The organism is Pseudomonas libanensis (assembly GCF_001439685.1).
In the GTDB taxonomy this organism is placed as follows: domain Bacteria; phylum Pseudomonadota; class Gammaproteobacteria; order Pseudomonadales; family Pseudomonadaceae; genus Aquipseudomonas; species Aquipseudomonas libanensis.
The window spans coordinates 15,744-37,944 of the sequence record NZ_JYLH01000008.1; the positions used below are offsets into that span (position 1 = coordinate 15,744).

A 22,201-nucleotide genomic window follows, 5' to 3' on the forward strand; every position below is an offset into this window, starting at 1 on the left:
TGAAATGAAGTTTCTCTGCGTCTCAGGCGACCTCGCGCCCAACAGCAGCCGCGGTTTTGATATCGATGGTCACAAGCTGTTGGCTGTACGCCGAGACGGCGTTGCCTACTTCTATCTCAACCGCTGCCCCCATCGCGGTATCCCGCTGGAATGGCAGCCCGACCGCTTCCTAGACGCCAGCGCCAGCCTGATCCAATGCGCGACCCATGGCGCGCTGTTCCTGATCGAAAGCGGTGAATGCATCGCCGGCCCCTGCGCAGGCCAGAGCCTCACGGCCCTGCCTGGTCGGGAAGACGCACAGGGATTATGGGTAGAACTCTAGCTACCAAGCAGCACATGCAATGGACGCTCGATGTAAATCTCTTGCGGCGTGACCCGTACGCCATACGCCAGCACCTCGACGCCCGCGGCCTTGGCCTCACGTAAAGCGGCAGCGTAGCCAGCATCGATTTCCACGGCGGGGCGCACCGCATCGACTCCCGATAGATTCACGCAATACAACTGCACCGCTCGCACGCCTGATCGAGACAGGTAAGCCAGCTCCCTCAGGTGCTTGGCCCCGCGCTGCGTCACCGCATCAGGAAAGGCCGCCACCGAAGTGTCGTCAAAGCCCAAGGTCACGCTTTTGACTTCGACGAACGCCGCACCCTGCGGGTAATCCAGGCGAAAATCGATCCGGCTCTTCTCCTGACCATAAGGCACTTCACGTTTCAACGCCGTGAAGCCATTGAGTTCAGTAATCACACCGGCACGCAGTGCTTCTTCCACCAGCTGATTGGCGCGCGCCGTGTTAACACACGCCAGGCGCCCCTGAGGCGTTTCAGCAATTTCCCAAGTGCCCGGCAACTTGCGCTTGGGATCGGTGGAACGACTGAACCAGACCTGACCACCTTCGACCATGCAATTGAGCATCGAGCCGGTGTTCGGGCAGTGAATGGTGAGCAACTCGCCGGTAACGGTTTCGATATCGGTGAGAAAACGCTTGTAGCGACGAATCAGCCGCGCTTCTTCGAGAGGAGGATGAAATCGCATCAGCCTTGCCAACTCCGCAAACCACGGGCGATGCGTTCCACCGCCTCTTGTAGCCGATCGAGGTTTTGCGTGTAGGCAAAACGCACATGGTGACCGGCTTGATAGCGGCCAAAGTCCAACCCAGGCGTAAAGGCCACATGCTCGGTTTCGAGAAAATGACGGCAGAACGCGAAGGCATCACCGCCAAACGCGCTGATATCGGCGTACAGGTAGAATGCACCCTCCGGCTCTACGGCAATGCCGAAACCCAGCTCGCGCAATGCAGGCAGCAAGAAATCGCGACGTCGACCGAATTCAGCGCGGCGCTCTTCAAGAATGCCCAGGGTTTGCGGGGTGAAACAGGCCAAGGCGGCGTATTGGGCCATGCTCGGCGCGCTGATGTAGAGGTTTTGCGCCAGCTTCTCCAGTTCACTGACCGCGTCCGGCGGCGCTACCAGCCACCCCAGGCGCCAGCCGGTCATGCCGAAATACTTCGAAAAACTATTCAGGACAAAGGCGTCATCGTCGACTTCCAGCACGCTGGCGGCGTCGGTGCCGTAGGTCAGGCCGTGGTAGATCTCGTCGACCACCAGATGACCGTTGCGCGCCTTTATCGCACTGGACAGCCCGGCCAATTCGCCTCGCGTAAGAATAGTCCCGGTGGGATTGGCCGGAGAGGCGACCAGCGCCCCCACACTGTCCTGGTCCCAGTGTCTGGCAACCAGGTCTGCGGTCAATTGGTAACGCACCTCCGGCCCCACCGGCACCAACTGGGCCGCGCCTTCTACCAACCGCAGGAAATGTCGGTTGCAAGGATAACCCGGGTCTGCCAGCAACCAGTGCTTGCCTGGGTCTACCAGCAGGCTGCTCGCTAACAACAAGGCGCCGGAGCCACCGGGGGTGATCAGAATGCGTTCGGGATCGACACTCAAGCCATAACGCTGCTGATAAAACCCGCTGATGGCCTCGCGCAATTCGGGCAACCCACGGGCTGCGGTATAGCGGGTCTTGCCGTTCGCCAGTGCGGCCTGGCCGGCCTGGATGATCGGTTCGGCCGTGGTGAAGTCCGGCTCGCCGATTTCCAGGTGGATCACATCATGGCCAGCGGCCTGCAGCTCATTGGCCCGTGCCAGTAACGCCATGACATGAAAAGGTTCGATAGCGCGACTGCGCGCACTGTAGGGCTGAGCCATTAGCCTTCCTTAACGGTGAGGACAAAATCAGGATTCTACCGAACCCTCGCGGTAAAACATGCTCTATTGCCTGCTCGGTCATCCAAGATGAACCCGGCAGGCGCCTGTAAAACGACTAAAATCAACATTCGAGCGGGTACATCCCCAGCCATGGCGGGCTGTTGCAGTTTGCAACCCCTTTTGCCGCGGAGCTCGACAACCGGGAGTGGCGCACCCTGAATCTATCTGGTAAGTTCGCCCGCTTGCAGCCGCAGGGCCGGCAGGTGTCGGTGACGTTGCAATCCTGCGCAATGGATTAGAAGAGTGAGAGGCGGTCTATTCATGTCCACCCAAGCAAAGCAACAGAGCATCAGCGGCTTCCAACCCTACGTTGAGTCGAAGGGCGAGGAATACATGGGCAAGCCCATGCGCGAGCACTTCTCCAAAATCCTGAAGCAGTGGAAACAGGACTTGATGCAGGAAGTCGACCGCACGGTTGACCATATGAAGGACGAAGCAGCCAATTTCCCGGACCCGGCCGACCGTGCCAGCCAGGAAGAGGAGTTCGCCCTCGAACTGCGCGCCCGTGATCGCGAGCGCAAGCTGATCAAGAAGATCGACAAGACCCTGCAATTGATCGAAGACGAGGAATATGGCTGGTGCGAATCCTGCGGCGTCGAGATCGGTATTCGCCGCCTGGAAGCCCGCCCAACCGCGGACCTGTGCGTAGACTGCAAGACCTTGGCTGAAATCAAGGAAAAACAGGTCGGCAAATAACCCTGCCGAACTGAACGAATGGGGCGTGCAAACGCCCCATTTTTGTTTCTGGCGTTTACCGCTTTTGCAGTAGTATCCGGCCCATGACAGCCTCTACCTATATCGGGCGTTTCGCCCCCACGCCCAGCGGCCATTTGCACTTCGGCTCCCTGGTTGCCGCCCTCGCCTCCTACCTCGATGCTCGCGCCCACCACGGTCGCTGGTTGATGCGCATGGAAGATCTCGACCCACCGCGTGAAGAGCCTGGCGCCCAGGCAGCGATCCTGCATGCCCTGGAAAGCTACGGCTTTGAATGGGATGGTGATCTGGTCCGACAGAGCGAGCGGCATGATGCCTACGCCAAAGTGCTGAACGACTTGTTCAACCACGGCCTGGCGTACGCCTGCACGTGCTCACGTAAGCAGCTGGAACCCTATAACGGGATTTACCCTGGCCTGTGCCGCAATGCCGGCCACGATCAGCAAGATGCCGCCATCCGTCTGCGCGTACCCGAACTGGAATACCACTTTACCGATCGCGTACAGGGTGAGTTCCGACAGCATCTGGGTCGCGATGCGGGTGATTTCATCATCCGTCGCCGCGATGGCCTCTACGCCTACCAATTGGCCGTGGTCCTCGACGACGCATGGCAAGGGATTACCGACATCGTGCGCGGCGCCGACCTGCTCGACTCCACACCGCGCCAGCTGTATCTGCAAGAGCTACTGGGCCTGCGCCAACCGCGTTACCTGCATGTGCCGCTGATCGTACAGCCGGACGGCCACAAGCTGGGCAAGTCCTACCGTTCACCGCCGTTGACGGCCGACCAGGCCACGCCTTTGCTGCTCCGGGCACTGCGCGCCCTTGGCCAGCCAGCCGGCGATGAACTGCTGCACGCCAGCCCACGGGAACTGCTGGATTGGGGCATTGCACACTGGGACGCCACCCGCATCCCGCGCACACTCACGTTGGCCGAAGCGCAATTGAGTTGAAGGCGCTTGCAGGTTGCCAGCCATCCGTTACCATCGCCGCAGATTTTTAATCAGAGGCCAACATGTACATCTATCGATTGGTCCTGCTGCTGGTCGTCGGGATCTACCTGTTTTCCCCCGCCATCATGGATTGGTGGATCGACGCCACGGGCGCCTGGTACCGCCCCTATCTGCTGTGGCTGATCCTGATCGTCGTGACTTTCATCCTGCAGAGCCAAAAAGATGCCGATGAGCTTTAGTCTCACCCAGATGCTGCTGATCAGCGCCGCCTACCTGGCTGCGTTGTTCGGTGTGGCCTGGATCAGTGAGCGCGGGATGATTCCGCGGGCGATCATTCGCCATCCGCTGACCTACACCTTGTCCCTGGGCGTGTACGCCAGTGCCTGGGCGTTCTATGGCACGGTAGGCCTGGCCTATCAGTACGGCTACGGCTTTCTCTCCAGCTACCTCGGGGTATCAGGCGCCTTCCTGCTGGCGCCGGTGCTGCTCTACCCGATCCTGAAAATCACCCGTACCTACCAGTTGTCGTCCTTGGCGGACCTATTCGCCTTTCGCTTTCGCAGCACCTGGGCCGGCGCGCTGACCACGATTTTCATGCTGATCGGCGTGCTGCCATTACTGGCCCTGCAAATCCAGGCGGTAGCCGACTCCATCAGCATCCTGACCCGCGAGCCAGTACAACACCTTGTTGCCCTGGCCTTCTGCGCGCTGATCAGCCTGTTTACGATTTTCTTCGGCTCGCGTCATATCGCCACCCGTGAGAAGCACGAAGGCCTGGTGTTTGCGATTGCCTTTGAGTCGGTCATCAAGCTGATCGCCATCGGCGGCGTCGGCCTCTACGCGCTTTACGGTGTGTTCGACGGCCCGCAGCAGCTGGAGCTCTGGCTGCTGCAAAACCAGACCGCCCTCGCCGCCTTGCATACTCCCTTGCAGGAAGGCCCCTGGCGCACACTGCTGCTGGTGTTCTTCGCCTCGGCGATCGTAATGCCGCACATGTATCACATGACCTTCACCGAAAACCTCAACCCCCGTTCGCTGGTCAGCGCCAGCTGGGGATTGCCGCTGTTCCTGCTGCTGATGAGCCTGGCGGTGCCGCTGATCCTGTGGGCCGGCCTGAAACTGGGGGCCACCACTAACCCTGAGTACTTCACCCTGGGCATCGGCATTGCCGCCAACAGCCCGGCCCTGGCGCTGCTGGCGTATGTCGGCGGTTTGTCGGCGGCCAGCGGGTTGATCATTGTCACGACGCTGGCGCTCTCGGGCATGGCACTCAACCACCTGGTGCTGCCGCTGTACCAGCCGCCGGCCGAAGGCAATATCTACCGCTGGTTGAAATGGACCCGCCGTGCGCTGATCATCGCGATCATCATGGCTGGCTACGGGTTCTACCTGCTGCTTGGCGCCGGGCAAGACCTGGCCAACCTCGGCATCGTCGCGTTTGTCGCCACCTTGCAGTTCCTGCCGGGCGTGTTGTCGGTGTTGTACTGGCCAACCGCCAATCGCCGTGGTTTTATTGCCGGGCTACTGGCGGGAATCCTGGTGTGGGTTGTCACCATGCTGCTACCGCTGGTCGGCAATTTGCAGGGTTTCTACATCCCGTTGTTGAACATGATCTACGTGCTCGACGACACCAGTTGGCACATGGCGGCCATTGCATCGCTGGCCGCCAACGTACTGATGTTTACCCTGATCTCACTGTTCACCAACGCCAGCCCCGAAGAAACCAGCGCTGCCGAAGCCTGCGCGGTGGACAACGTGCGCCGCCCGCAACGCCGCGAGCTGCATGCTGCCTCGCCCCAGGAGTTCGCCACGCAGCTGGCCAAGCCCCTGGGCGCGAAGGCGGCGCAAAAGGAAGTCGAGCAGGCACTGCGTGACCTCTACCTGCCGTTTGACGAGCGCCGCCCCTACGCTCTGCGCCGTCTGCGTGACCGTATCGAGGCCAACCTGTCCGGGCTGATGGGCCCCAGCGTGTCCCAGGACATGGTGGAAACCTTCTTGCCTTACAAGGCCGGCGGCGAAAACTACGTCACCGAAGACATCCATTTCATCGAAAGCCGGCTGGAGGATTACCATTCGCGCCTCACCGGCCTGGCCGCCGAGCTCGACGCCCTGCGCCGCTACCACCGCCAGACCCTGCAGGAACTGCCAATGGGCGTCTGCTCCCTGGCCAAGGACCAGGAGATCCTGATGTGGAACAAGGCCATGGAGGAACTCACCGGCATCGCCGCGCAACGAGTGGTGGGCTCGCGCCTGAACACCCTGGCAGATCCCTGGAAAGAACTGCTCCAGGGCTTTATCAACCTGCCCGATGAACACTTGCACAAGCAGCATCTGGCCCTCGATGGCCAGACTCGCTGGCTCAATCTGCACAAAGCCGCCATCGATGAACCCCTGGCGCCTGGTAACAGCGGCCTGGTATTGCTGGTGGAAGACCTGACCGACACACAAATGCTCGAAGACAAGCTGGTGCACTCCGAGCGCCTGGCCAGCATTGGCCGCCTGGCGGCGGGCGTGGCCCATGAAATCGGCAACCCGATCACCGGGATCGCCTGCCTTGCGCAGAACCTGCGGGAAGAGCGCGAAGAAGACGGCGAAATCACCGAAATCAGCGGACAAATCCTCGAGCAGACCAAGCGCGTCTCACGCATCGTGCAGTCACTGATGAGCTTCGCCCACTCCGGCGCGCATCAGAATCAGGATGAAGCGGTGTGCCTGGCCGAGGTGGCGCAGGATGCCATTGGGCTGCTGGCCTTGAACCGACGCAATTTCGAAGTACAGTTCTTCAATCTGTGTGATCCGGAACATTGGGTCGATGGCGACTCACAACGCCTGGCCCAAGTACTGATCAACCTGCTGTCCAATGCACGCGACGCGTCGCCGGCCGGCAGCGCGGTACGCGTCAAGAGCGAGGCTTTCGAGCATACGGTCGACCTGATCGTGGAAGACGAAGGCAGCGGCATTCCGCAAAACATCATGGACCGATTGTTCGAACCCTTCTTCACCACCAAGGACCCCGGTGAAGGAACCGGTCTGGGCCTTGCACTGGTCTATTCCATCGTTGAAGAGCATTATGGACAAATCACCATCGACAGCCCGGCTGACACAGAAAGCCAACGCGGCACCCGTATCAGGGTGACCTTGCCGCGTCATGTCGAAGCGACGTCCGCTGTGAACTGAGACCGTCGAGAGAATTGAATCAATGCCGCACATTTTGATCGTCGAAGACGAAACCATTATCCGCTCTGCCTTGCGCCGCCTGCTTGAACGTAATCAGTATCAGGTCAGCGAAGCCGGCTCGGTGCAGGAAGCCCAAGAGCGATTCAGCATTCCCACGTTCGACCTGATTGTCAGCGACCTGCGCCTGCCCGGAGCCCCGGGCACCGAGCTGATCAAGCTGGGCCAAGGCACCCCGGTGCTGATCATGACCAGCTACGCCAGCCTGCGCTCGGCGGTGGACTCGATGAAGATGGGCGCGGTGGACTACATCGCCAAGCCTTTCGATCACGATGAAATGCTCCAGGCCGTGGCCCGCATCCTGCGTGACCGTCAGTCGGCCACCAGCGCGCCTGCCGAACAGCGCCCAGCCGGTAAAACGACCAACGGCGCCGACAAGCCAGGTGTCGACAACAGTAACGGCGAGATCGGCATCATCGGCTCCTGCCCTCCGATGCAGGATCTGTACAGCAAGATCCGCAAAGTAGCGCCGACCGACTCCAATGTATTGATCCAGGGCGAGTCGGGGACCGGTAAGGAACTGGTAGCCCGCGCCCTGCACAACCTGTCCAAGCGTGCCAAGGCACCGATGATCTCAGTGAACTGCGCGGCGATCCCCGAATCCCTGATCGAGTCCGAATTGTTCGGCCACGAAAAAGGCGCGTTCACTGGCGCCAGCGCCGGGCGCGCGGGGTTGGTGGAAGCCGCAGACGGCGGCACCTTGTTCCTCGATGAGATCGGCGAGTTGCCCCTGGAAGCCCAGGCCCGCTTGCTGCGGGTGCTGCAGGAAGGCGAGATTCGACGCGTCGGTTCGGTGCAATCGCAAAAGGTCGATGTGCGACTGATTGCTGCGACACACCGTGACCTCAAGAGCCTGGCCAAGATCGGCCAGTTCCGTGAAGACTTGTATTACCGCCTGCATGTGATCGCCCTCAAGCTGCCGGCCCTGCGCGAGCGCGGCGCCGACGTCAACGAGATCGCCAGTGCATTCCTGTTGCGCCAGAGTGCGCGCATCAACCGTACCGACCTGAAATTTGCCGCAGACGCCGAGCAGGCGATCCGGCATTACTCGTGGCCGGGTAACGTGCGGGAACTGGAGAACGCTGTCGAGCGTGCGGTAATTCTGTCGGAGAGCCCGGAGATTTCCGCCGAGTTGCTGGGTATCGATATCGAGCTCAGTGACCTGGAAGACGATGACTTCATCGGCCTGGCCCCACAACAGGGCGGCGCTAGCAATACCAGCCATGAACCGACGGAAGATTTGTCATTGGAAGACTACTTCCAGCATTTCGTCCTCGAGCATCAGGACCATATGACCGAGACCGAACTGGCCCGCAAACTGGGTGTGAGTCGCAAGTGCCTGTGGGAGCGGCGCCAGCGCCTGGGCATTCCACGGCGCAAGACCGGGGTCGCCAGCGAAAGCTGAGGGGGCGCCCCCACAGGTAACACCTGTAGATGTGAAAAAACTGTTACCGCTGACTTTTCACGTAACAAAAGCCGGGGCTTACGGTAACGAAGCCCCGGCTTTTTTTTGCCCCCGAAAACTGCAAAACCACCTCAACCCCCTGATTTTGCTGGCCGGCACAAAAGTTGGCACGCACCCTGCTATATGCTTAGTACAAAAACAATAACAAGCTTTGTACAAGACAATAAAAATAAGACGAATCGACTCACGCATAACAAAAACAACACGGCGGAGGCGCAGCTAACTGATTCTTTTGGAGAGGCGTTGCATTTGGGGCTTGCCCCGCAACCAGGCCGAGAACAACAAAAACTGCCCTAAGGCAGAGCCTGAACTGGTTGGATCGTAGATCAGCAACACAGCGACCAAAGCAATCCGTTTGCTCTTGACTCTCGATTGGGAGTGTCATGAAGGTGAAGCTTCATGGCGAGGGCGATCAACAAAAACAAGAAGCCCGAAATCAATAATAAAAATAGAGCACGCAACTACTTCTGGGGGAGCTTCGGCTCCCCTTGTAGTTTCCGGCATTTGACGTTCTGAAACTTATGGCGCAATGCCTGTAGCTTGTTCCTACACCATCCCCCGACTAAATGCTAGAATCCCGGCCCATCATGCGGTCATTCTTCGTTATGGCCGAACATTCCTTCAAACAGTGCATCCCATGCTGAAGAAGTTGTTCCAGTCATTCCGTTCTCCCTTGCGTCGAACGCAACACAAACGCAGCACGCCTGAAGTGCTCAATAGCAGCCAGCATTCACTGCAACGGGCTCAATTCAGCCGTTATGCGGTGAACATCGTCGAACGTTTGCAGAACGCCGGCTACCAGGCTTACCTGGTGGGTGGTTGTGTACGCGACATGCTGCTCAATATCACGCCCAAGGATTTCGACGTCGCCACCAGCGCCACGCCTGAACAAGTGCGCGCCGAGTTTCGTAACGCACGCATCATCGGCCGGCGTTTCAAGCTGGTGCATATCCATTTTGGACGCGAAATCATCGAGGTCGCGACCTTCCGCGCCGGTCACCCGCAAAACGATGAAGAGGAAGACACCAATCAGTCTTCCCGCAACGAAAGCGGGCGCATCCTGCGTGATAACGTCTACGGCACCTTGGAAGAGGACGCGCAACGTCGCGACTTCACCATCAATGCCCTTTATTACGATCCGGTCAGCGAGCGAATCCTCGATTACGCCAATGGCGTACATGACATCCGCAATAACCTGATCCGCCTGATCGGCGACCCGACGCAGCGCTACCAGGAAGACCCGGTGCGCATGCTGCGCGCCGTGCGCTTCGCGGCCAAGCTCAACTTCGGCATCGAGAAACACACCGCTGCGCCGATTCGCGAGCTGGCGCCAATGCTGCGGGAAATCCCCTCGGCGCGTCTGTTCGAGGAAGTGCTCAAGTTGTTTCTCTCGGGCTATGCTGCCGACACCTTCGAAATGCTTGTCGACCTGCAGTTGTTCGATCCATTGTTCCCGGCCAGCGCCGAGGCCTTGGAATACAACCCAACGTACACCCACACGCTGATCAGCGAAGCGTTGGTCAACACTGACCTGCGCATCAAGCAGAACAAACCGGTAACCCCAGCGTTCCTGTTTGCCGCCCTATTGTGGCCAGCCCTGCCCAAGCGGGTGCTGCGCCTGCAGGACCGTGGAATGCCGCCGATCCCGGCCATGCAGGAAGCGGCACACGAGTTGATCGCCGAACAGTGCCAACGCATCGCCATCCCAAAACGCTTCACCATGCCGATCCGCGAGATCTGGGACATGCAGGAGCGCCTGCCGCGCCGCAGCGGCAAACGTGCCGACCTGCTGCTCGACAACCCGCGCTTCCGTGCTGGCTACGACTTCCTGCTGCTGCGCGAAAGCGCCGGTGAGCAGACCGATGGCCTGGGCGAATGGTGGACCGACTATCAGGACGCCAATGACAGCCAGCGCCGCGAAATGATTCGCGAGCTGGGTAGTAAAGGCGATAGTACCGGTGAAGGGCCGAAAAAGCGGCGCCGCAGCGGTAGCAAGCGTAAACGCAGCAGTACCGATGCCTCGGGCGCCGCGGGCGAATAAACGTGGAACGTATCTACATCGGCATGGGCAGCAACCTGGCTGCCCCGCAACAGCAATTGAGCAGCGCGATCACAGCATTGACGCAATTGCCTGACACCCATCTCGCCGGCGTGTCTGCCTTTTATCAAAGTGACTCCCTGCTCCCGGGCCAACCGCGCTACACCAACGCGGTTGCGGCCCTGGATAGCGATCTAGCGCCACTGGACCTGCTCGATGCACTGCAAGCCATCGAGAATGATCAGGGCCGCGAACGTCTTGAGCGCTGGGGCCCGCGCACACTGGATCTGGATATCCTGCTGTTCGGTGATCGCCTGATCGACGAGCCACGCCTCAAGGTGCCCCACTACCAGATGCATCTGCGGGCGTTTGTGCTTTACCCGCTGGCCGAGTTAGCTCCCGCCACCCTGCAACTGCCTGACGGTCGCCACTTGAGCGACCTGCTCACCGCCTGCCCATTCGTCGGCCTGGAACGCTTACCGCAAGAATGACTCGGTCAATGTGGGAGCTGGCTTGCCTGCGATGCAAGCGACTCGGTGTATCAGCCACACCGAGTGGATGCCATCGCAGGCAAGCCAGCTCCCACATTGGCTATTCAGTGCGGCCCAAACCCGTGCCCGCCTTGCTGAATCGCGTCAGTAACAGCGGTAACACCGCCTTCGTAACAATGCGGTAACACATCCAATTGACTTCCCGTGCCCTCCTCACGACTATAGGCGTCCCGCTGCCGCCAACCCGGCGCTACAGGGCGCAATTCAGGCCTTATAAGCACTGCTTTCAAGACAGTGCGCCTGTATAAACGAAGACTCACGCGCGTTACTCGCTGTTTCCAAGCGCCTGAACGAGGACCCTTTTCATGCCAGACATTACCCTGACCACCTTGCAGAGCCTCAAGCTCAAGGGTGAAAAAATCACCATGCTGACTTGCTATGATGCCACCTTCGCCAACGCCTGTTGCCAGGCCGGGGTTGAAGTGTTGTTGGTGGGCGATTCCCTGGGCATGGTTCTTCAAGGGAATGACAGCACCCTGCCCGTGACCACGGATGAACTTGCCTACCACACCGCCTGCGTCAAGCGTGGCAACGATGGCGCCTTGATCATTGCCGATCTGCCGTTCATGGGTTACGCCACCCTTGAGCAAACCTTTCTGAACGCCGGCAAACTGATGCAGGCCGGCGCCCACATGGTCAAAGTCGAAGGTGCCGTTTGGCTGGCCGAGTCGATCCGGTTGCTGGCAGAGCGCGGCGTACCGGTATGCGCGCACATGGGCCTGACGCCGCAGTCGGTCAATATCCTCGGCGGCTACAAGGTCCAAGGCCGCAATGAAGCCCAGGCCCGCCAGATGCGCGCCGATGCCATCGCCCTGGAACAAGCTGGCGCCGCGATGATCCTGCTGGAGTGCGTGCCTAGCGAACTGGCCGCAGAAATCACCCAGGCCGTCAAAGTGCCGGTGATCGGCATCGGCGCCGGTTCCGCCACCGATGGCCAAGTGCTGGTCCTGCACGACATGCTCGGCCTCTCGATAACCGGCCACGTGCCGAAGTTCGTGAAAAACTTCATGGCCGGCCAGGACAGCATCCACGCCGCACTGAGTGCCTACGTCAGCGAAGTCAAAAACGTTACTTTCCCAGGTGTTGAACACGGATTCTCGGCATGAACACCGTAAAAACCGTCCGCGAACTGCGGGCTGCCGTCACCCACGCCCGCAACGCCGGTAAACGCATCGGCTTTGTGCCCACCATGGGCAACCTGCACAGCGGCCACGCCACCTTGGTGACCAAGGCCGCGCAGCAAGCGGATTTCGTGGTGGCGAGCATTTTCGTCAACCCGCTGCAATTCGGCGCTGGCGAAGACCTGGACAAATATCCACGCACATTGGCCGCCGACCAGGAAAAACTCCTGCAGGCCGGCTGCAACCTGCTGTTTGCGCCCACTGTCGAGGAAATGTACCCCGATGGCATGAACGGCCAGACCCGTGTCAGCGTCCCACAGCTGTCCGAAGGCTTGTGCGGCGCCAGCCGCCCAGGCCACTTCGAAGGCGTGGCCACGGTGGTCAGCAAGCTGTTCAACATGGTCCAGCCTGACATGGCCGTATTTGGCCAGAAGGACTACCAACAGTTGGCGGTGATCCGCGCCATGGTCCGCGACCTGAACATGCCGATCCAGATCATCGGTGAGCCCACCGTGCGCGCAGAGGACGGCCTCGCGCTGTCATCACGCAACGGTTACCTCACCGAGGAGCAACGTGCGGTCGCGCCGGTGCTGTACCGCGCGCTCAGCCAGATCGCCACGGCCATCAAAGGCGGTGATCATGATTTCGCCAAGCTTCGCGCCGAGCACATCCAGCAGATTGAAGCCGCAGGGCTGCGCATGGACTACCTGGAAGTGCGCCAAGGCGTGCATCTGCGCCCGGCCACGGCTGAAGATCGGGATGTCGTGATCCTGGTCGCCGCTTATCTGGGGGCGACACGCCTCATTGATAACCTGCACCTGAACCTCGCCTGACCCCGCTTTAATCCACAACCTGTTGCCCCGACCGCCGTGCCGGTATAAAAAAGTACCGGCCACAGCGCAGACAAAGCCAAGACATATCGACACGCTAGGTTTAATGTAATCGCCCTGCGCTACGGTTAGCGCTGTCTGGAACCCAGTCCTTGATATAAGACTGGATGTTCCGGGCTTTGAAGTGTCCTAAAGGCAGTCCCCGTAATAAAAAGGAAACCCGCAGCGATGGCGTACTACCGCACCCCTCATGACGTTACCGCGCTGCCCGCCTGGCAAGCGCTTACCCAACATCGCCAAGCCATGCAGGATTTCAGCATGCGCGACGCGTTCAATGCCGATCCCCAGCGTTTTTCCCAGTTCACTTTGAGCAGCTGCGGACTTTTCCTCGATTACTCGAAAAACCTGATCACCAGCGAAACCCGCGACCTGCTGGTGGGCCTGGCCAAGGAAGTGAACCTCAAAGGCGCGATCGACGCGTTGTACGCCGGTGAGCCGGTCAACTCCTCCGAAGGCCGCCCTGCCCTGCACACCGCCCTGCGCCGCCCGGTGGGCGACAAGCTGTCGGTCAACGGCGTGAACATCATGCCGGACGTGCACAAGGTGCTGAACCAGATCACCGACCTGGTCGGCCGCATCCACGACGGCCTGTGGCGCGGCTACACCGAGAAGCCGATCACCGACGTGGTGAACATTGGCATCGGTGGCTCGTTCCTCGGCCCGGAGCTGGTCTCCGAGGCCCTGCTGTCCTACGCCCATAAAGGCGTGCGCTGCCACTACCTGGCGAACATCGATGGCAGCGAGTTCCACGAGCTGACCATGAAGCTGCGCGCCGAGACCACGCTGTTCATCGTTTCGTCGAAATCCTTCAACACCCTTGAAACCCTGAAGAACGCCCAGGCCGCTCGTGCCTGGTACCTGGCCCAGGGCGGCTCGGAAGCCGAGCTGTATCGCCACTTCATCGCCGTTTCCAGCAACAACGCCGCGGCCGTGGCCTTCGGGATTCGCGAAGAAAACATCTTCCCGATGTGGGACTGGGTGGGCGGGCGTTACTCGCTGTGGTCCGCCATCGGCTTGCCAATCGCCCTGGCGATCGGCATGTCCAACTTCAAGGAACTGCTGTCCGGTGCCTACACCATGGACCAGCATTTCCAGAACGCCCCGTTCGAAGACAACATGCCGGTACTACTGGGCTTGCTCGGCGTGTGGTACGGCAACTTCTGGGGTGCGCAGAGCCATGCGATCCTGCCGTACGATCATTACCTGCGTAACATCACCAAGCATTTGCAACAGTTGGACATGGAATCCAACGGCAAGAGCGTGCGCCAGGACGGCACGCCGGTGTCCACCGATACCGGCCCGGTGATCTGGGGCGGCGTAGGCTGCAACGGGCAGCACGCCTACCATCAGCTGCTGCACCAGGGGACCCAACTGATCCCGGCCGACTTCATCGTGCCGATCGTCAGCTTCAACCCGGTGTCCGACCACCATCAGTGGCTGTACGCCAATTGCCTGTCCCAGAGCCAGGCCCTGATGCTAGGCAAGACCCGCAGCGAAGCCGAAGCCGAGCTGCGTGAGAAGGGCCTGCCGGAAGCAGAGGTGCAGAAGCTGGCACCGCACAAGGTGATCCCGGGCAACCGTCCGAGCAACACCATCGTGGTCGAACGCATCAGCCCCCGCCGCCTGGGCGCACTGGTGGCGATGTATGAGCACAAGGTGTTCGTGCAAAGCGTCATCTGGGGCATCAATGCCTTTGACCAATGGGGCGTGGAACTTGGCAAGGAGCTGGGCAAGGGCGTGTACAACCGTCTGACCGGCGCCGAAGAAACCTTGGCAGACGATGCCTCGACCCAGGGCCTGATCAACTACTTCCGCGGTCGCCACCGCGGCTGAAGCTGGTCTCGAGGCCAACGTACGTTTGGACGTTGGCCTTGAACCCACCTGCCACAGGGTGCATCTTTATTACTTGTCGCAAAACAAGAATAAGGATCGCTCATGTTCGATATCAGCACGTTCCCCACCGCCGATGCCGTCCGCCGGGCTGCGCAGCTCAGTCAAGAGGACTACCAGCGCCTCTATCGCCAATCCATCGAACAGCCGGACACCTTCTGGGCCGAACAGGCCGAGGGCTTTCTCGACTGGATAACGCCATGGCACAGCGTCCAGCAGTCAGACATCAAGACCGGCGCCGCCCAATGGTTTGCCGGTGGCCGACTGAATGTCAGCTACAACTGCATCGACCGTCACCTGGCAAAGCGCGCCGATCAGCCGGCCTTTATCTGGGAAGGCGATGATCCGACAAAATCCTGCAAAATCACCTATCGCCAACTTCATCAAAACGTCAGCCGTTTGGCCAACGTCCTGAAAAGCCGTGGCGTGAAAAAAGGCGACCGCGTGTGCATCTACATGCCAATGATTCCGGAAGCGGCCTACGCCATGCTGGCCTGTACGCGAATTGGCGCGGTGCACTCGGTGGTGTTTGGCGGCTTTTCACCTGACGCCCTGCGTGACCGTATTCTCGACGCCGATTGCCGTACCGTGATTACCGCCGACGAAGGCGTGCGCGGGGGTAAGCCCGTGGCGTTGAAGCAGAACGTCGATAAAGCCCTGGCCAGTTGCCCGGATGTCAGCACTGTAGTGGTGGTGGAGCGCACCGGGGCAAACGTGAACTGGAACGAGGGCCGCGACCTCAGGTATCAGACCGCCCTGGAAGCCGCCAGCGACAACTGCCCGCCCGAGCCGATGGATGCCGAAGATCCACTGTTCATCCTTTATACCTCCGGCAGCACCGGCAAACCCAAGGGTGTGCTGCACACCACCGGCGGCTACCTGCTGCAAGCAGCGATGACCTTCAAGTACGTGCTCGATTACCAAGAGGGCGAAGTGTTCTGGTGCACCGCCGATGTGGGCTGGGTCACCGGCCACAGCTACATTGTCTATGGCCCGCTGGCCAATGGCGCGACCTCGCTGATGTTCGAAGGCGTGCCAAGTTACCCGGACAGCTCGCGGTTCTGGCAGGTGATCGACAAGCACCAAGTGAATATTTTCTATACCGCGCCCACCGCGTTGCGCGCCCTGATGCGTGAAGGCCACGGTCCGTTGGAGAGTAGCTCCCGCGCCAGCCTGCGCCTGCTCGGCAGCGTCGGCGAGCCCATCAACCCGGAGGCCTGGGACTGGTATTTCAACGCGGTCGGCGAACAGCGCTGCCCGATTGTCGATACCTGGTGGCAGACCGAAACCGGCGGCATCATGCTCAGCCCGCTGGTCAGCGCCCAGCGCATCAAGCCGGGCTGCGCCACCCAGCCAATGTTCGGCGTACAGCCGGTGCTGCTGGATGAGCAGGGCAAGGAAATCAGCGGCGCCGGCAGTGGCGTGCTGGCGATCAAGGCCAGCTGGCCGGGGCAGATTCGCAGCGTCTATGGTGACCCGCAACGCATGATCGACACCTACTTCAAACCCTATCCCGGCTACTACTTCACCGGCGACGGCGCGCGACGCGATGAAGACGGTGACTACTGGATCACAGGGCGGATCGACGATGTGATCAACGTATCGGGCCATCGCATCGGCACTGCCGAGGTAGAGAGCGCCTTGGTGCTGCATGACCAAATCGCCGAAGCTGCTGTGGTCGGCTACCCCCACGACGTTAAAGGCCAGGGCATCTATGCCTTTGTGACCCCAATGAACGGTGTCGAGCCCAGCGATGCGTTGAAAAAACACCTGCTGGACCTGGTCAGCAAGGAAATCGGCAGCTTTGCCAAGCCAGAACTGATCCAATGGGCGCCTGCCCTGCCGAAAACCCGCTCCGGCAAGATCATGCGGCGCATCCTGCGCAAGATCGCCTGCAACGAACTGGACAGCCTGGGAGATACCTCGACCCTGGCCGACCCGAGCGTCGTAGACGGTTTGATCGACAAACGCCTGAACCGATAGGAACACCCGAGTCGCCATGGAATTTATCCGCAGCCGCATCGAAACCCAGTTGATGAGCCTGACCGGTTTGTCACTGGGCCAACTGGACCTGGAGAACCCCAAGGGCGATCCGGGCCTGTTCGGGCCGGACTCGGTCAGTTGGCAAGTGCATGGCGACTTCAGCAGCATGCTGATCGGCGGCATCAGTGCCTTGATGCTGCAAGCCTTGCACCCACTGGCCCTGGCCGGCGTGTGGGACCATTCGAACTTCCGCCAGGACATGCTGGGGCGCTTGCGACGAACCTCGCAGTTCATTTCCGGCACCACCTTCGGCTCACGCAAGGATGCAGAGTGGCTGATCGAAAAAGTGCGCACCATTCACCTGCAGGTGGTCGGCCACGCGCCGGATGGGCGACCTTATGCGGCCAGCGATCCCGAGCTGCTGACCTGGGTGCATGTGGCCGAGGTGAGCAACTTTCTGGCCGCTCACCTGCGTTATCGCAACCCCCGGCTTTCAGGTCGCGACCAGGATCGCTACTACAGCGAAATAGCTCTGGTCGCCGAACGCCTGGGCGCGCGGCATGTGCCGCGTTCACGCCAGGAAATTTCGGATTATCTGGTGCGTATCCGCCCGCAACTGCTGTGCGACGAGCGCAGCCGTGAGGTGCTGCGCCTGCTGCTCGAGGCTCCTGCCCCGAGCACGTTGGCCAAACCCTTCGGCAGCCTGATGATGCAGGCCGGGATCGACCTGCTGCCCGACTGGGCAAGCGCGATGCTTGACCAACAGCAGAGCCCGCTGCAACGCCAGATGATCCGCGCCGGGGTCAAGCGCAGTGCGCCACTGCTGCGCTGGGCGATGCGCAACGGTTCGGTGCAGCGCGCCCATCGGCGAATGGGGCTGATGTAGGTAGCGGCCCATAGCTGTTAAACTCCGCGCCCATAATGCCCTCATTTACCGCAAGCAAGGCGCGCTCCATGACTCCCTTGAATCAGGCGCTGCGCGCCGCCCTCGATTATCGCCAAGACCTGATCAACCAACTGCACGCCCAGGGTACGGACTGCTATCGGTTGTTCCATGGCAGTCAGGAAGGTGCCGGTGGCCTGACCATCGACCGCTACGGTCCGCAATTGCTGGTGCAGAGCTTCCACCAGTCCCTGGAAAGCGCAGACCTGCTGGACCTGCACCAGATGATCAACCAGCACATGGGCCTGGAATTGCTGCTGGTATACAACGACCGCGCCCGTGGTAACTCGCGCATCGACCGCGAAGACACGGTGTACCGCGCAGCGCCCGCGGCACTGGAAGACCTGGTCGGCCACGAATGGGGCCTCAACTATCGTGTGCGTGGGCGTCATGCGGGGCAAGACCCCCTGCTGTTCCTCGACCTGCGCAATACCCGTGGCTGGGTCAAGGACCATAGTGCCGGTAAAAGCGTGCTGAACCTGTTCGCCTACACCTGTGGCGTAGGCTTAAGCGCGGCGGCAGGCGGGGCACGCGAGGTGTGCAACCTGGACTTTGCCGAGGGCAACCTGGCGGTTGGGCGTGAAAACGGCCTGCTCAACCCGCAGTTGCCAGCAATGGATTTTGTGCAGTCTGATTACTTCCCGGCGATTCGCCAACTGGCGGGCCTGCCGATCACCCAGCGTCGCGGCCAGAAATTGCCGGGTTATCCACGCCTGGAGCAGCGCCAATATGACCTGGTACTCCTCGACCCTCCCGCCTGGGCCAAGAGCGCCTTCGGCACCGTCGACTTGCTGCGCGACTATCAGAGCCTGCTCAAGCCCGCGCTGCTGGCCACCACCGACAATGGCGTGCTGATTTGCTGCAACAACCTGGCGAAGGTCAGCATGGATGACTGGCGCGAGCAGGTGCTGCGTTGCGCAGAAAAAGCCGGCCGCCCTGTACGTGACTGGCAAATCATGACACCCGGAGCCGACTTTCCATCCAGAGACCAGCAACCGCCATTGAAGACCTTGATCCTGCATTTGTAGGAAGTTTCCCAGCGCCCACGGTTCTTCGGAACCGAATTCCCGTGCCATACTCCAAGGCACTCTCGTTTGACATAGATGGCGTCACCCATGCCCAAAGGATTGATTCGCGCCGCAGGCGCCTTGTTGACCGCCCTTGCTTTGTACAGCTTGCTGGGCTTTCTGATCTTACCGGGCATTGCCCTTCGCATCGCCAACCAACAGTTGGCCAACTACGCCACGGTGCCAGCGCGAATCGAGCGCATCGAGCTCAACCCGTTCAGCCTCGAACTGACATTGTGGGGCCTGAAGATCGGTGAGCCGGGCAAAGAACAAGTGGGTTTCGAGCGCTTCTACGCCAACCTGCAAGTGGACAGTCTCTGGACCCGAGCCCTGCACCTGGCCGATGTGCAACTGGACCAGCCCAAGACCGAACTGCTGTTCGACAAATCCGGCCAACTTAATCTGGCGCAGTTGTTCAAGCTGCCACCGAGCGAGCCGACCCCGGCCGATCCCGACGCCAAGCCGTTCCCACTGCGTATCGACAGCATCAAGCTGGCGGGCGGCAACCTGCACTTCCAGGACCTGCGCCCCAGCGAACCCATCGAATTTCTCTACGACAAACTCGACTTCGAGCTGAAAAACCTCAGCACCTTGCCCGAAGACAACGCCGACATGACCCTGGTCGCCGCGGGCCCTGACGGTGGGCAGATCGACTGGAAAGGTAATTTCAGCCTGGTGCCGATCACATCCGAAGGCACCTTGAAAGTCACCGACGGCAAGATGAAAGCCTGGTGGCCCTATGTACGTGACGCCCTGCCTTTGGTACTGGAAGACGGTGTGCTCAACTTCAGCACCGACTATAAATTCAGCCTGGCAAAAGAGACCGAACTGAACCTGACCAACACCGCCGCCAGCATCGCGCCCTTCGCGATCAAGGCGCCGGATGGCCGGCCATTGGCCCGCCTGGAGCGCCTGGACGTCAGCGAAACCACGGTAGACCTGGCCAAGCAGCAGGTGGTGGTCGGCAAGATTCGCAGCAACAAGCTGGAAACCTGGGCGGCCCGTGAAGCCGATGGGCAGTTGGATTGGCAGAAACTGTTCGCCAGCCAGCCGAGCAAACCAGCCACGACACCGCAACCGGCCACTGCGCCAGCCACTGCCGATGCCCCTCAAGCGCAACCGCCAGTCCCGAGCAAACCCTGGCAGGTGCTGCTCAAGGACGTGCAACTGCGTAACTACCAGGTGCACCTGGCCGACCGCCAGGCCCAGCCTGCGGTCGCGCTGGAGCTGGGCCCATTGAATGTCGATGTGCAGAACTTCGACAGCCTCAACCAGAGCCCCTTTACCTTGAAGGTCGACACCGGCCTGGGCAAGCAAGGCAAGATCCAGGCGACTGGCGAGGTTAACCTCAACCCCGTCAGTGCCAAGCTGAAAGTGAACACCCAGGACATCGATCTGCGGGTTGCCCAGTCGTATATCAGCCCGTTTATTCGCCTGGAACTGCGCAGCGGCATGCTGGGCAGCAACCTGGATGTGAACCTCAAAAGCACCGAGCCGTTGGCCCTACAAGTCACCGGCCGCGCCCAGGTTGATCAGTTGCATACCCTGGACACCCTCAAGACCCGCGACTTCCTCAAGTGGCAGCGCCTGGTGCTGGAAGGCGTGAACTACCAGCACGGTCAAAGCCTGTCGATCGACAAGGTCAACCTGCTGCAACCGTATGCGCGCTTCATGATCAACGACGATCGCACCACCAACATCGATGACTTGCTGGTTCCACAGCCGGCAGACAGCGGCAATAAGTCGGCCGCCAAACCCGCAGCCAGCAACGAAAAGCCACTGGGCATTCATATCGGCCAGATCGCGATCAACGATGGTTCTGCCAACTTTGCCGACTTCAGCCTCACCCCCAACTTCGCCACCGCGATCCAACAGCTCAACGGCCAGATTGGCACCATCGACAGCCGCCAGGCCAAGCCGGCCAGCGTCGACATAAAGGGCAAGGTAGACCGCTACGCGCCAGTGACCATCAAAGGCAGCGTGAACCCGTTTGATCCGATGGCATCCTTGGATATCGCTACCAGCTTCAAACGTGTCGAGTTGACTAACCTGACGCCTTACTCAGGCAAGTTCGCAGGTTTCCGTATCCGCAAGGGCCGTTTGAATCTCGACTTGCACTACGTGATCATCAAGGGCCAGTTGAAGGCTGAAAACAAAGTAGTGGTTGAACAACTGCAGCTGGGTGAAAAAGTTGACAGCTCCGACGCGGTGGACTTGCCGATTCGCCTGGCGGTTGCCCTGCTCAAGGATTCCGACGGCAAGATCTCCATCGAACTGCCGGTGAGCGGCGACCTGAATAACCCTCAATTCAGCGTGATGCCGATTGTGTGGCAGACCCTGCGTAACCTCGTAGTACGGGCAGCAACCGCGCCGTTCAAGTTTATCGGCGGGCTGGTGACTGGTGGCGGCTCGGAAGACCTGGGTAATGTATCGTTCGACGCCGGCTCCAGTGAGCTGAACAAAGATGCCGAAAGCGCTTTGAACACCCTGGCCAAGGCGTTGAAAGAGCGCCCTACCCTGCGCCTGGAAATCGAAGGTACGGCTGCCGCAAGCAGCGACGGGCCGTTCCTGGCCGCACAACGGCTGGAACGTGAATACCAATACAACTATTACAAGATCCTCCAGCGCCGTGGCGACAAAGTCCCGGCCCAGGCCTCATTGCTGGTGGTACCGGAGAAGGAAAAGGCACCATTGCTGGAAGGCATCTACCGCACCCGCTTGAAACAGCAGCCACCGGCCGAGTGGAAAGACCTGGGCAGCGATGAGCGCTCGGCGAAGCTCAAGGACGGTGTGATCAAGTTCTGGAGTGGCAGTGACGTGCTACTACGCCAGTTGGGGCAGGACCGAGCCAGCACTATCAAGGATTACCTGGTAGACAAGGGCCAGCTGGAAGATGACCGCGTGTACTTCATCGATGCGCAACTGGGACAGGCCGAGAAAGATGGCCGCGTGATCACTCCCATGCACTTGGATGCTGAGTAACTTCTAAGCACCGCCCATCCTAATGTGGGAGCTGGCTTGCCTGCGATAGCATCACCTCGGTGCAACTGAATGACCGAGGTGCCAGCATCTCAGGCAAGCCAGCTAC

General features: G+C 60.4%; 17 protein-coding genes. 15 read left to right on the forward strand and 2 right to left on the reverse strand.

Annotated features, from left to right (window positions below; all coding sequences use genetic code 11):
* Positions 1-4: 4 nt before the first annotated feature.
* Positions 5-322: a Rieske (2Fe-2S) protein gene (locus TU73_RS14055; protein ID WP_057012749.1), complete on the forward strand. Its 318-nt coding sequence runs from the start codon at positions 5-7 to the stop codon at positions 320-322.
* Here the strand turns inward: TU73_RS14055 and sfsA are convergent.
* Positions 319-1,032: a DNA/RNA nuclease SfsA gene (sfsA, locus tag TU73_RS14060; protein ID WP_057012750.1), complete on the reverse strand. Its 714-nt coding sequence runs from the start codon at positions 1,030-1,032 to the stop codon at positions 319-321. The genes TU73_RS14055 and sfsA overlap by 4 nt on opposite strands.
* On the reverse strand, positions 1,032-2,204 hold the full coding sequence (locus TU73_RS14065; protein WP_057012751.1) for a pyridoxal phosphate-dependent aminotransferase: 1,173 nt from the start codon (positions 2,202-2,204) through the stop codon (positions 1,032-1,034). The genes sfsA and TU73_RS14065 overlap by 1 nt, the downstream gene beginning before the upstream one ends.
* Before the next feature lie 321 nt (positions 2,205-2,525).
* Between TU73_RS14065 and dksA the strand changes: the two genes are divergently transcribed.
* From dksA to TU73_RS14135, 14 genes are all read left to right on the forward strand, one after another.
* On the forward strand, positions 2,526-2,960 hold the full coding sequence (dksA, locus tag TU73_RS14070) for an RNA polymerase-binding protein DksA (protein WP_005791430.1): 435 nt from the start codon (positions 2,526-2,528) through the stop codon (positions 2,958-2,960).
* Between the two features lie 83 nt (positions 2,961-3,043).
* Entirely contained in the window at positions 3,044-3,931 is an 888-nt protein-coding gene (gene gluQRS / locus TU73_RS14075) for a tRNA glutamyl-Q(34) synthetase GluQRS (protein ID WP_057012752.1), read from the forward strand.
* Between the two features lie 62 nt (positions 3,932-3,993).
* Positions 3,994-4,170 carry a hypothetical protein gene (locus TU73_RS28985; RefSeq protein ID WP_003176118.1) on the forward strand — a complete coding sequence of 59 codons (177 nt, stop codon included), beginning with the start codon at positions 3,994-3,996 and terminating at the stop codon, positions 4,168-4,170.
* On the forward strand, positions 4,154-7,108 hold the full coding sequence (locus TU73_RS14085; protein ID WP_162276331.1) for a sensor histidine kinase: 2,955 nt from the start codon (positions 4,154-4,156) through the stop codon (positions 7,106-7,108). The genes TU73_RS28985 and TU73_RS14085 overlap by 17 nt, the downstream gene beginning before the upstream one ends.
* A gap of 22 nt (positions 7,109-7,130) precedes the next feature.
* Positions 7,131-8,570, forward strand: coding sequence for a sigma-54-dependent transcriptional regulator (locus tag TU73_RS14090; protein WP_057012754.1), 1,440 nt, complete (start codon positions 7,131-7,133; stop codon positions 8,568-8,570).
* Between the two features lie 697 nt (positions 8,571-9,267).
* Positions 9,268-10,671 (forward strand): polynucleotide adenylyltransferase PcnB, encoded by a 1,404-nt coding sequence (locus tag TU73_RS14095; RefSeq protein WP_057012755.1) that lies wholly within the window; start codon positions 9,268-9,270, stop codon positions 10,669-10,671.
* Between the two features lie 2 nt (positions 10,672-10,673).
* Positions 10,674-11,159: a 2-amino-4-hydroxy-6-hydroxymethyldihydropteridine diphosphokinase gene (gene folK, locus TU73_RS14100; RefSeq protein ID WP_057012756.1), complete on the forward strand. Its 486-nt coding sequence runs from the start codon at positions 10,674-10,676 to the stop codon at positions 11,157-11,159.
* 365 nt (positions 11,160-11,524) lie between these two features.
* Complete coding sequence (panB, locus tag TU73_RS14105) at positions 11,525-12,325, forward strand: 3-methyl-2-oxobutanoate hydroxymethyltransferase (RefSeq protein ID WP_057012757.1); 801 nt, start codon at positions 11,525-11,527, stop codon at positions 12,323-12,325.
* The gene (gene panC, locus TU73_RS14110; protein WP_057012758.1) at positions 12,322-13,173 is read left to right on the forward strand and encodes a pantoate--beta-alanine ligase; all 852 of its coding nucleotides are present in this window, start codon (positions 12,322-12,324) and stop codon (positions 13,171-13,173) included. The genes panB and panC overlap by 4 nt, the downstream gene beginning before the upstream one ends.
* Before the next feature lie 225 nt (positions 13,174-13,398).
* On the forward strand, positions 13,399-15,063 hold the full coding sequence (gene pgi / locus TU73_RS14115) for a glucose-6-phosphate isomerase (protein ID WP_057012759.1): 1,665 nt from the start codon (positions 13,399-13,401) through the stop codon (positions 15,061-15,063).
* A gap of 102 nt (positions 15,064-15,165) precedes the next feature.
* Positions 15,166-17,103 (forward strand): acetate--CoA ligase, encoded by a 1,938-nt coding sequence (gene acs, locus TU73_RS14120; RefSeq protein WP_057012760.1) that lies wholly within the window; start codon positions 15,166-15,168, stop codon positions 17,101-17,103.
* Positions 17,104-17,119: 16 nt separating this feature from the next.
* Positions 17,120-17,989: an oxygenase MpaB family protein gene (locus tag TU73_RS14125; protein ID WP_046069547.1), complete on the forward strand. Its 870-nt coding sequence runs from the start codon at positions 17,120-17,122 to the stop codon at positions 17,987-17,989.
* A 68-nt stretch (positions 17,990-18,057) separates the two neighbouring features.
* The gene (locus TU73_RS14130) at positions 18,058-19,074 is read left to right on the forward strand and encodes a class I SAM-dependent rRNA methyltransferase (RefSeq protein WP_057012761.1); all 1,017 of its coding nucleotides are present in this window, start codon (positions 18,058-18,060) and stop codon (positions 19,072-19,074) included.
* A gap of 87 nt (positions 19,075-19,161) precedes the next feature.
* Positions 19,162-22,095, forward strand: a complete 2,934-nt coding sequence (locus tag TU73_RS14135; RefSeq protein ID WP_057012762.1) for a DUF748 domain-containing protein — start codon at positions 19,162-19,164, stop codon at positions 22,093-22,095.
* Positions 22,096-22,201: the final 106 nt, after the last annotated feature.

What these genes read in the sequence shown, in the direction of transcription:
- TU73_RS14055 (WP_057012749.1), top strand. Translation starts at nt 5, where the DNA reads ATGAAGTTTCTCTGCGTCTCAGGCGACCTCGCGCCCAACAGCAGCCGC.
- sfsA (WP_057012750.1), bottom strand. Translation starts at nt 1,032, where the DNA reads ATGCGATTTCATCCTCCTCTCGAAGAAGCGCGGCTGATTCGTCGCTAC.
- TU73_RS14065 (WP_057012751.1), bottom strand. Translation starts at nt 2,204, where the DNA reads ATGGCTCAGCCCTACAGTGCGCGCAGTCGCGCTATCGAACCTTTTCAT.
- dksA (WP_005791430.1), top strand. Translation starts at nt 2,526, where the DNA reads ATGTCCACCCAAGCAAAGCAACAGAGCATCAGCGGCTTCCAACCCTAC.
- gluQRS (WP_057012752.1), top strand. Translation starts at nt 3,044, where the DNA reads ATGACAGCCTCTACCTATATCGGGCGTTTCGCCCCCACGCCCAGCGGC.
- TU73_RS28985 (WP_003176118.1), top strand. Translation starts at nt 3,994, where the DNA reads ATGTACATCTATCGATTGGTCCTGCTGCTGGTCGTCGGGATCTACCTG.
- TU73_RS14085 (WP_162276331.1), top strand. Translation starts at nt 4,154, where the DNA reads ATGCCGATGAGCTTTAGTCTCACCCAGATGCTGCTGATCAGCGCCGCC.
- TU73_RS14090 (WP_057012754.1), top strand. Translation starts at nt 7,131, where the DNA reads ATGCCGCACATTTTGATCGTCGAAGACGAAACCATTATCCGCTCTGCC.
- TU73_RS14095 (WP_057012755.1), top strand. Translation starts at nt 9,268, where the DNA reads ATGCTGAAGAAGTTGTTCCAGTCATTCCGTTCTCCCTTGCGTCGAACG.
- panB (WP_057012757.1), top strand. Translation starts at nt 11,525, where the DNA reads ATGCCAGACATTACCCTGACCACCTTGCAGAGCCTCAAGCTCAAGGGT.
- panC (WP_057012758.1), top strand. Translation starts at nt 12,322, where the DNA reads ATGAACACCGTAAAAACCGTCCGCGAACTGCGGGCTGCCGTCACCCAC.
- pgi (WP_057012759.1), top strand. Translation starts at nt 13,399, where the DNA reads ATGGCGTACTACCGCACCCCTCATGACGTTACCGCGCTGCCCGCCTGG.
- acs (WP_057012760.1), top strand. Translation starts at nt 15,166, where the DNA reads ATGTTCGATATCAGCACGTTCCCCACCGCCGATGCCGTCCGCCGGGCT.
- TU73_RS14125 (WP_046069547.1), top strand. Translation starts at nt 17,120, where the DNA reads ATGGAATTTATCCGCAGCCGCATCGAAACCCAGTTGATGAGCCTGACC.
- TU73_RS14130 (WP_057012761.1), top strand. Translation starts at nt 18,058, where the DNA reads ATGACTCCCTTGAATCAGGCGCTGCGCGCCGCCCTCGATTATCGCCAA.
- TU73_RS14135 (WP_057012762.1), top strand. Translation starts at nt 19,162, where the DNA reads ATGCCCAAAGGATTGATTCGCGCCGCAGGCGCCTTGTTGACCGCCCTT.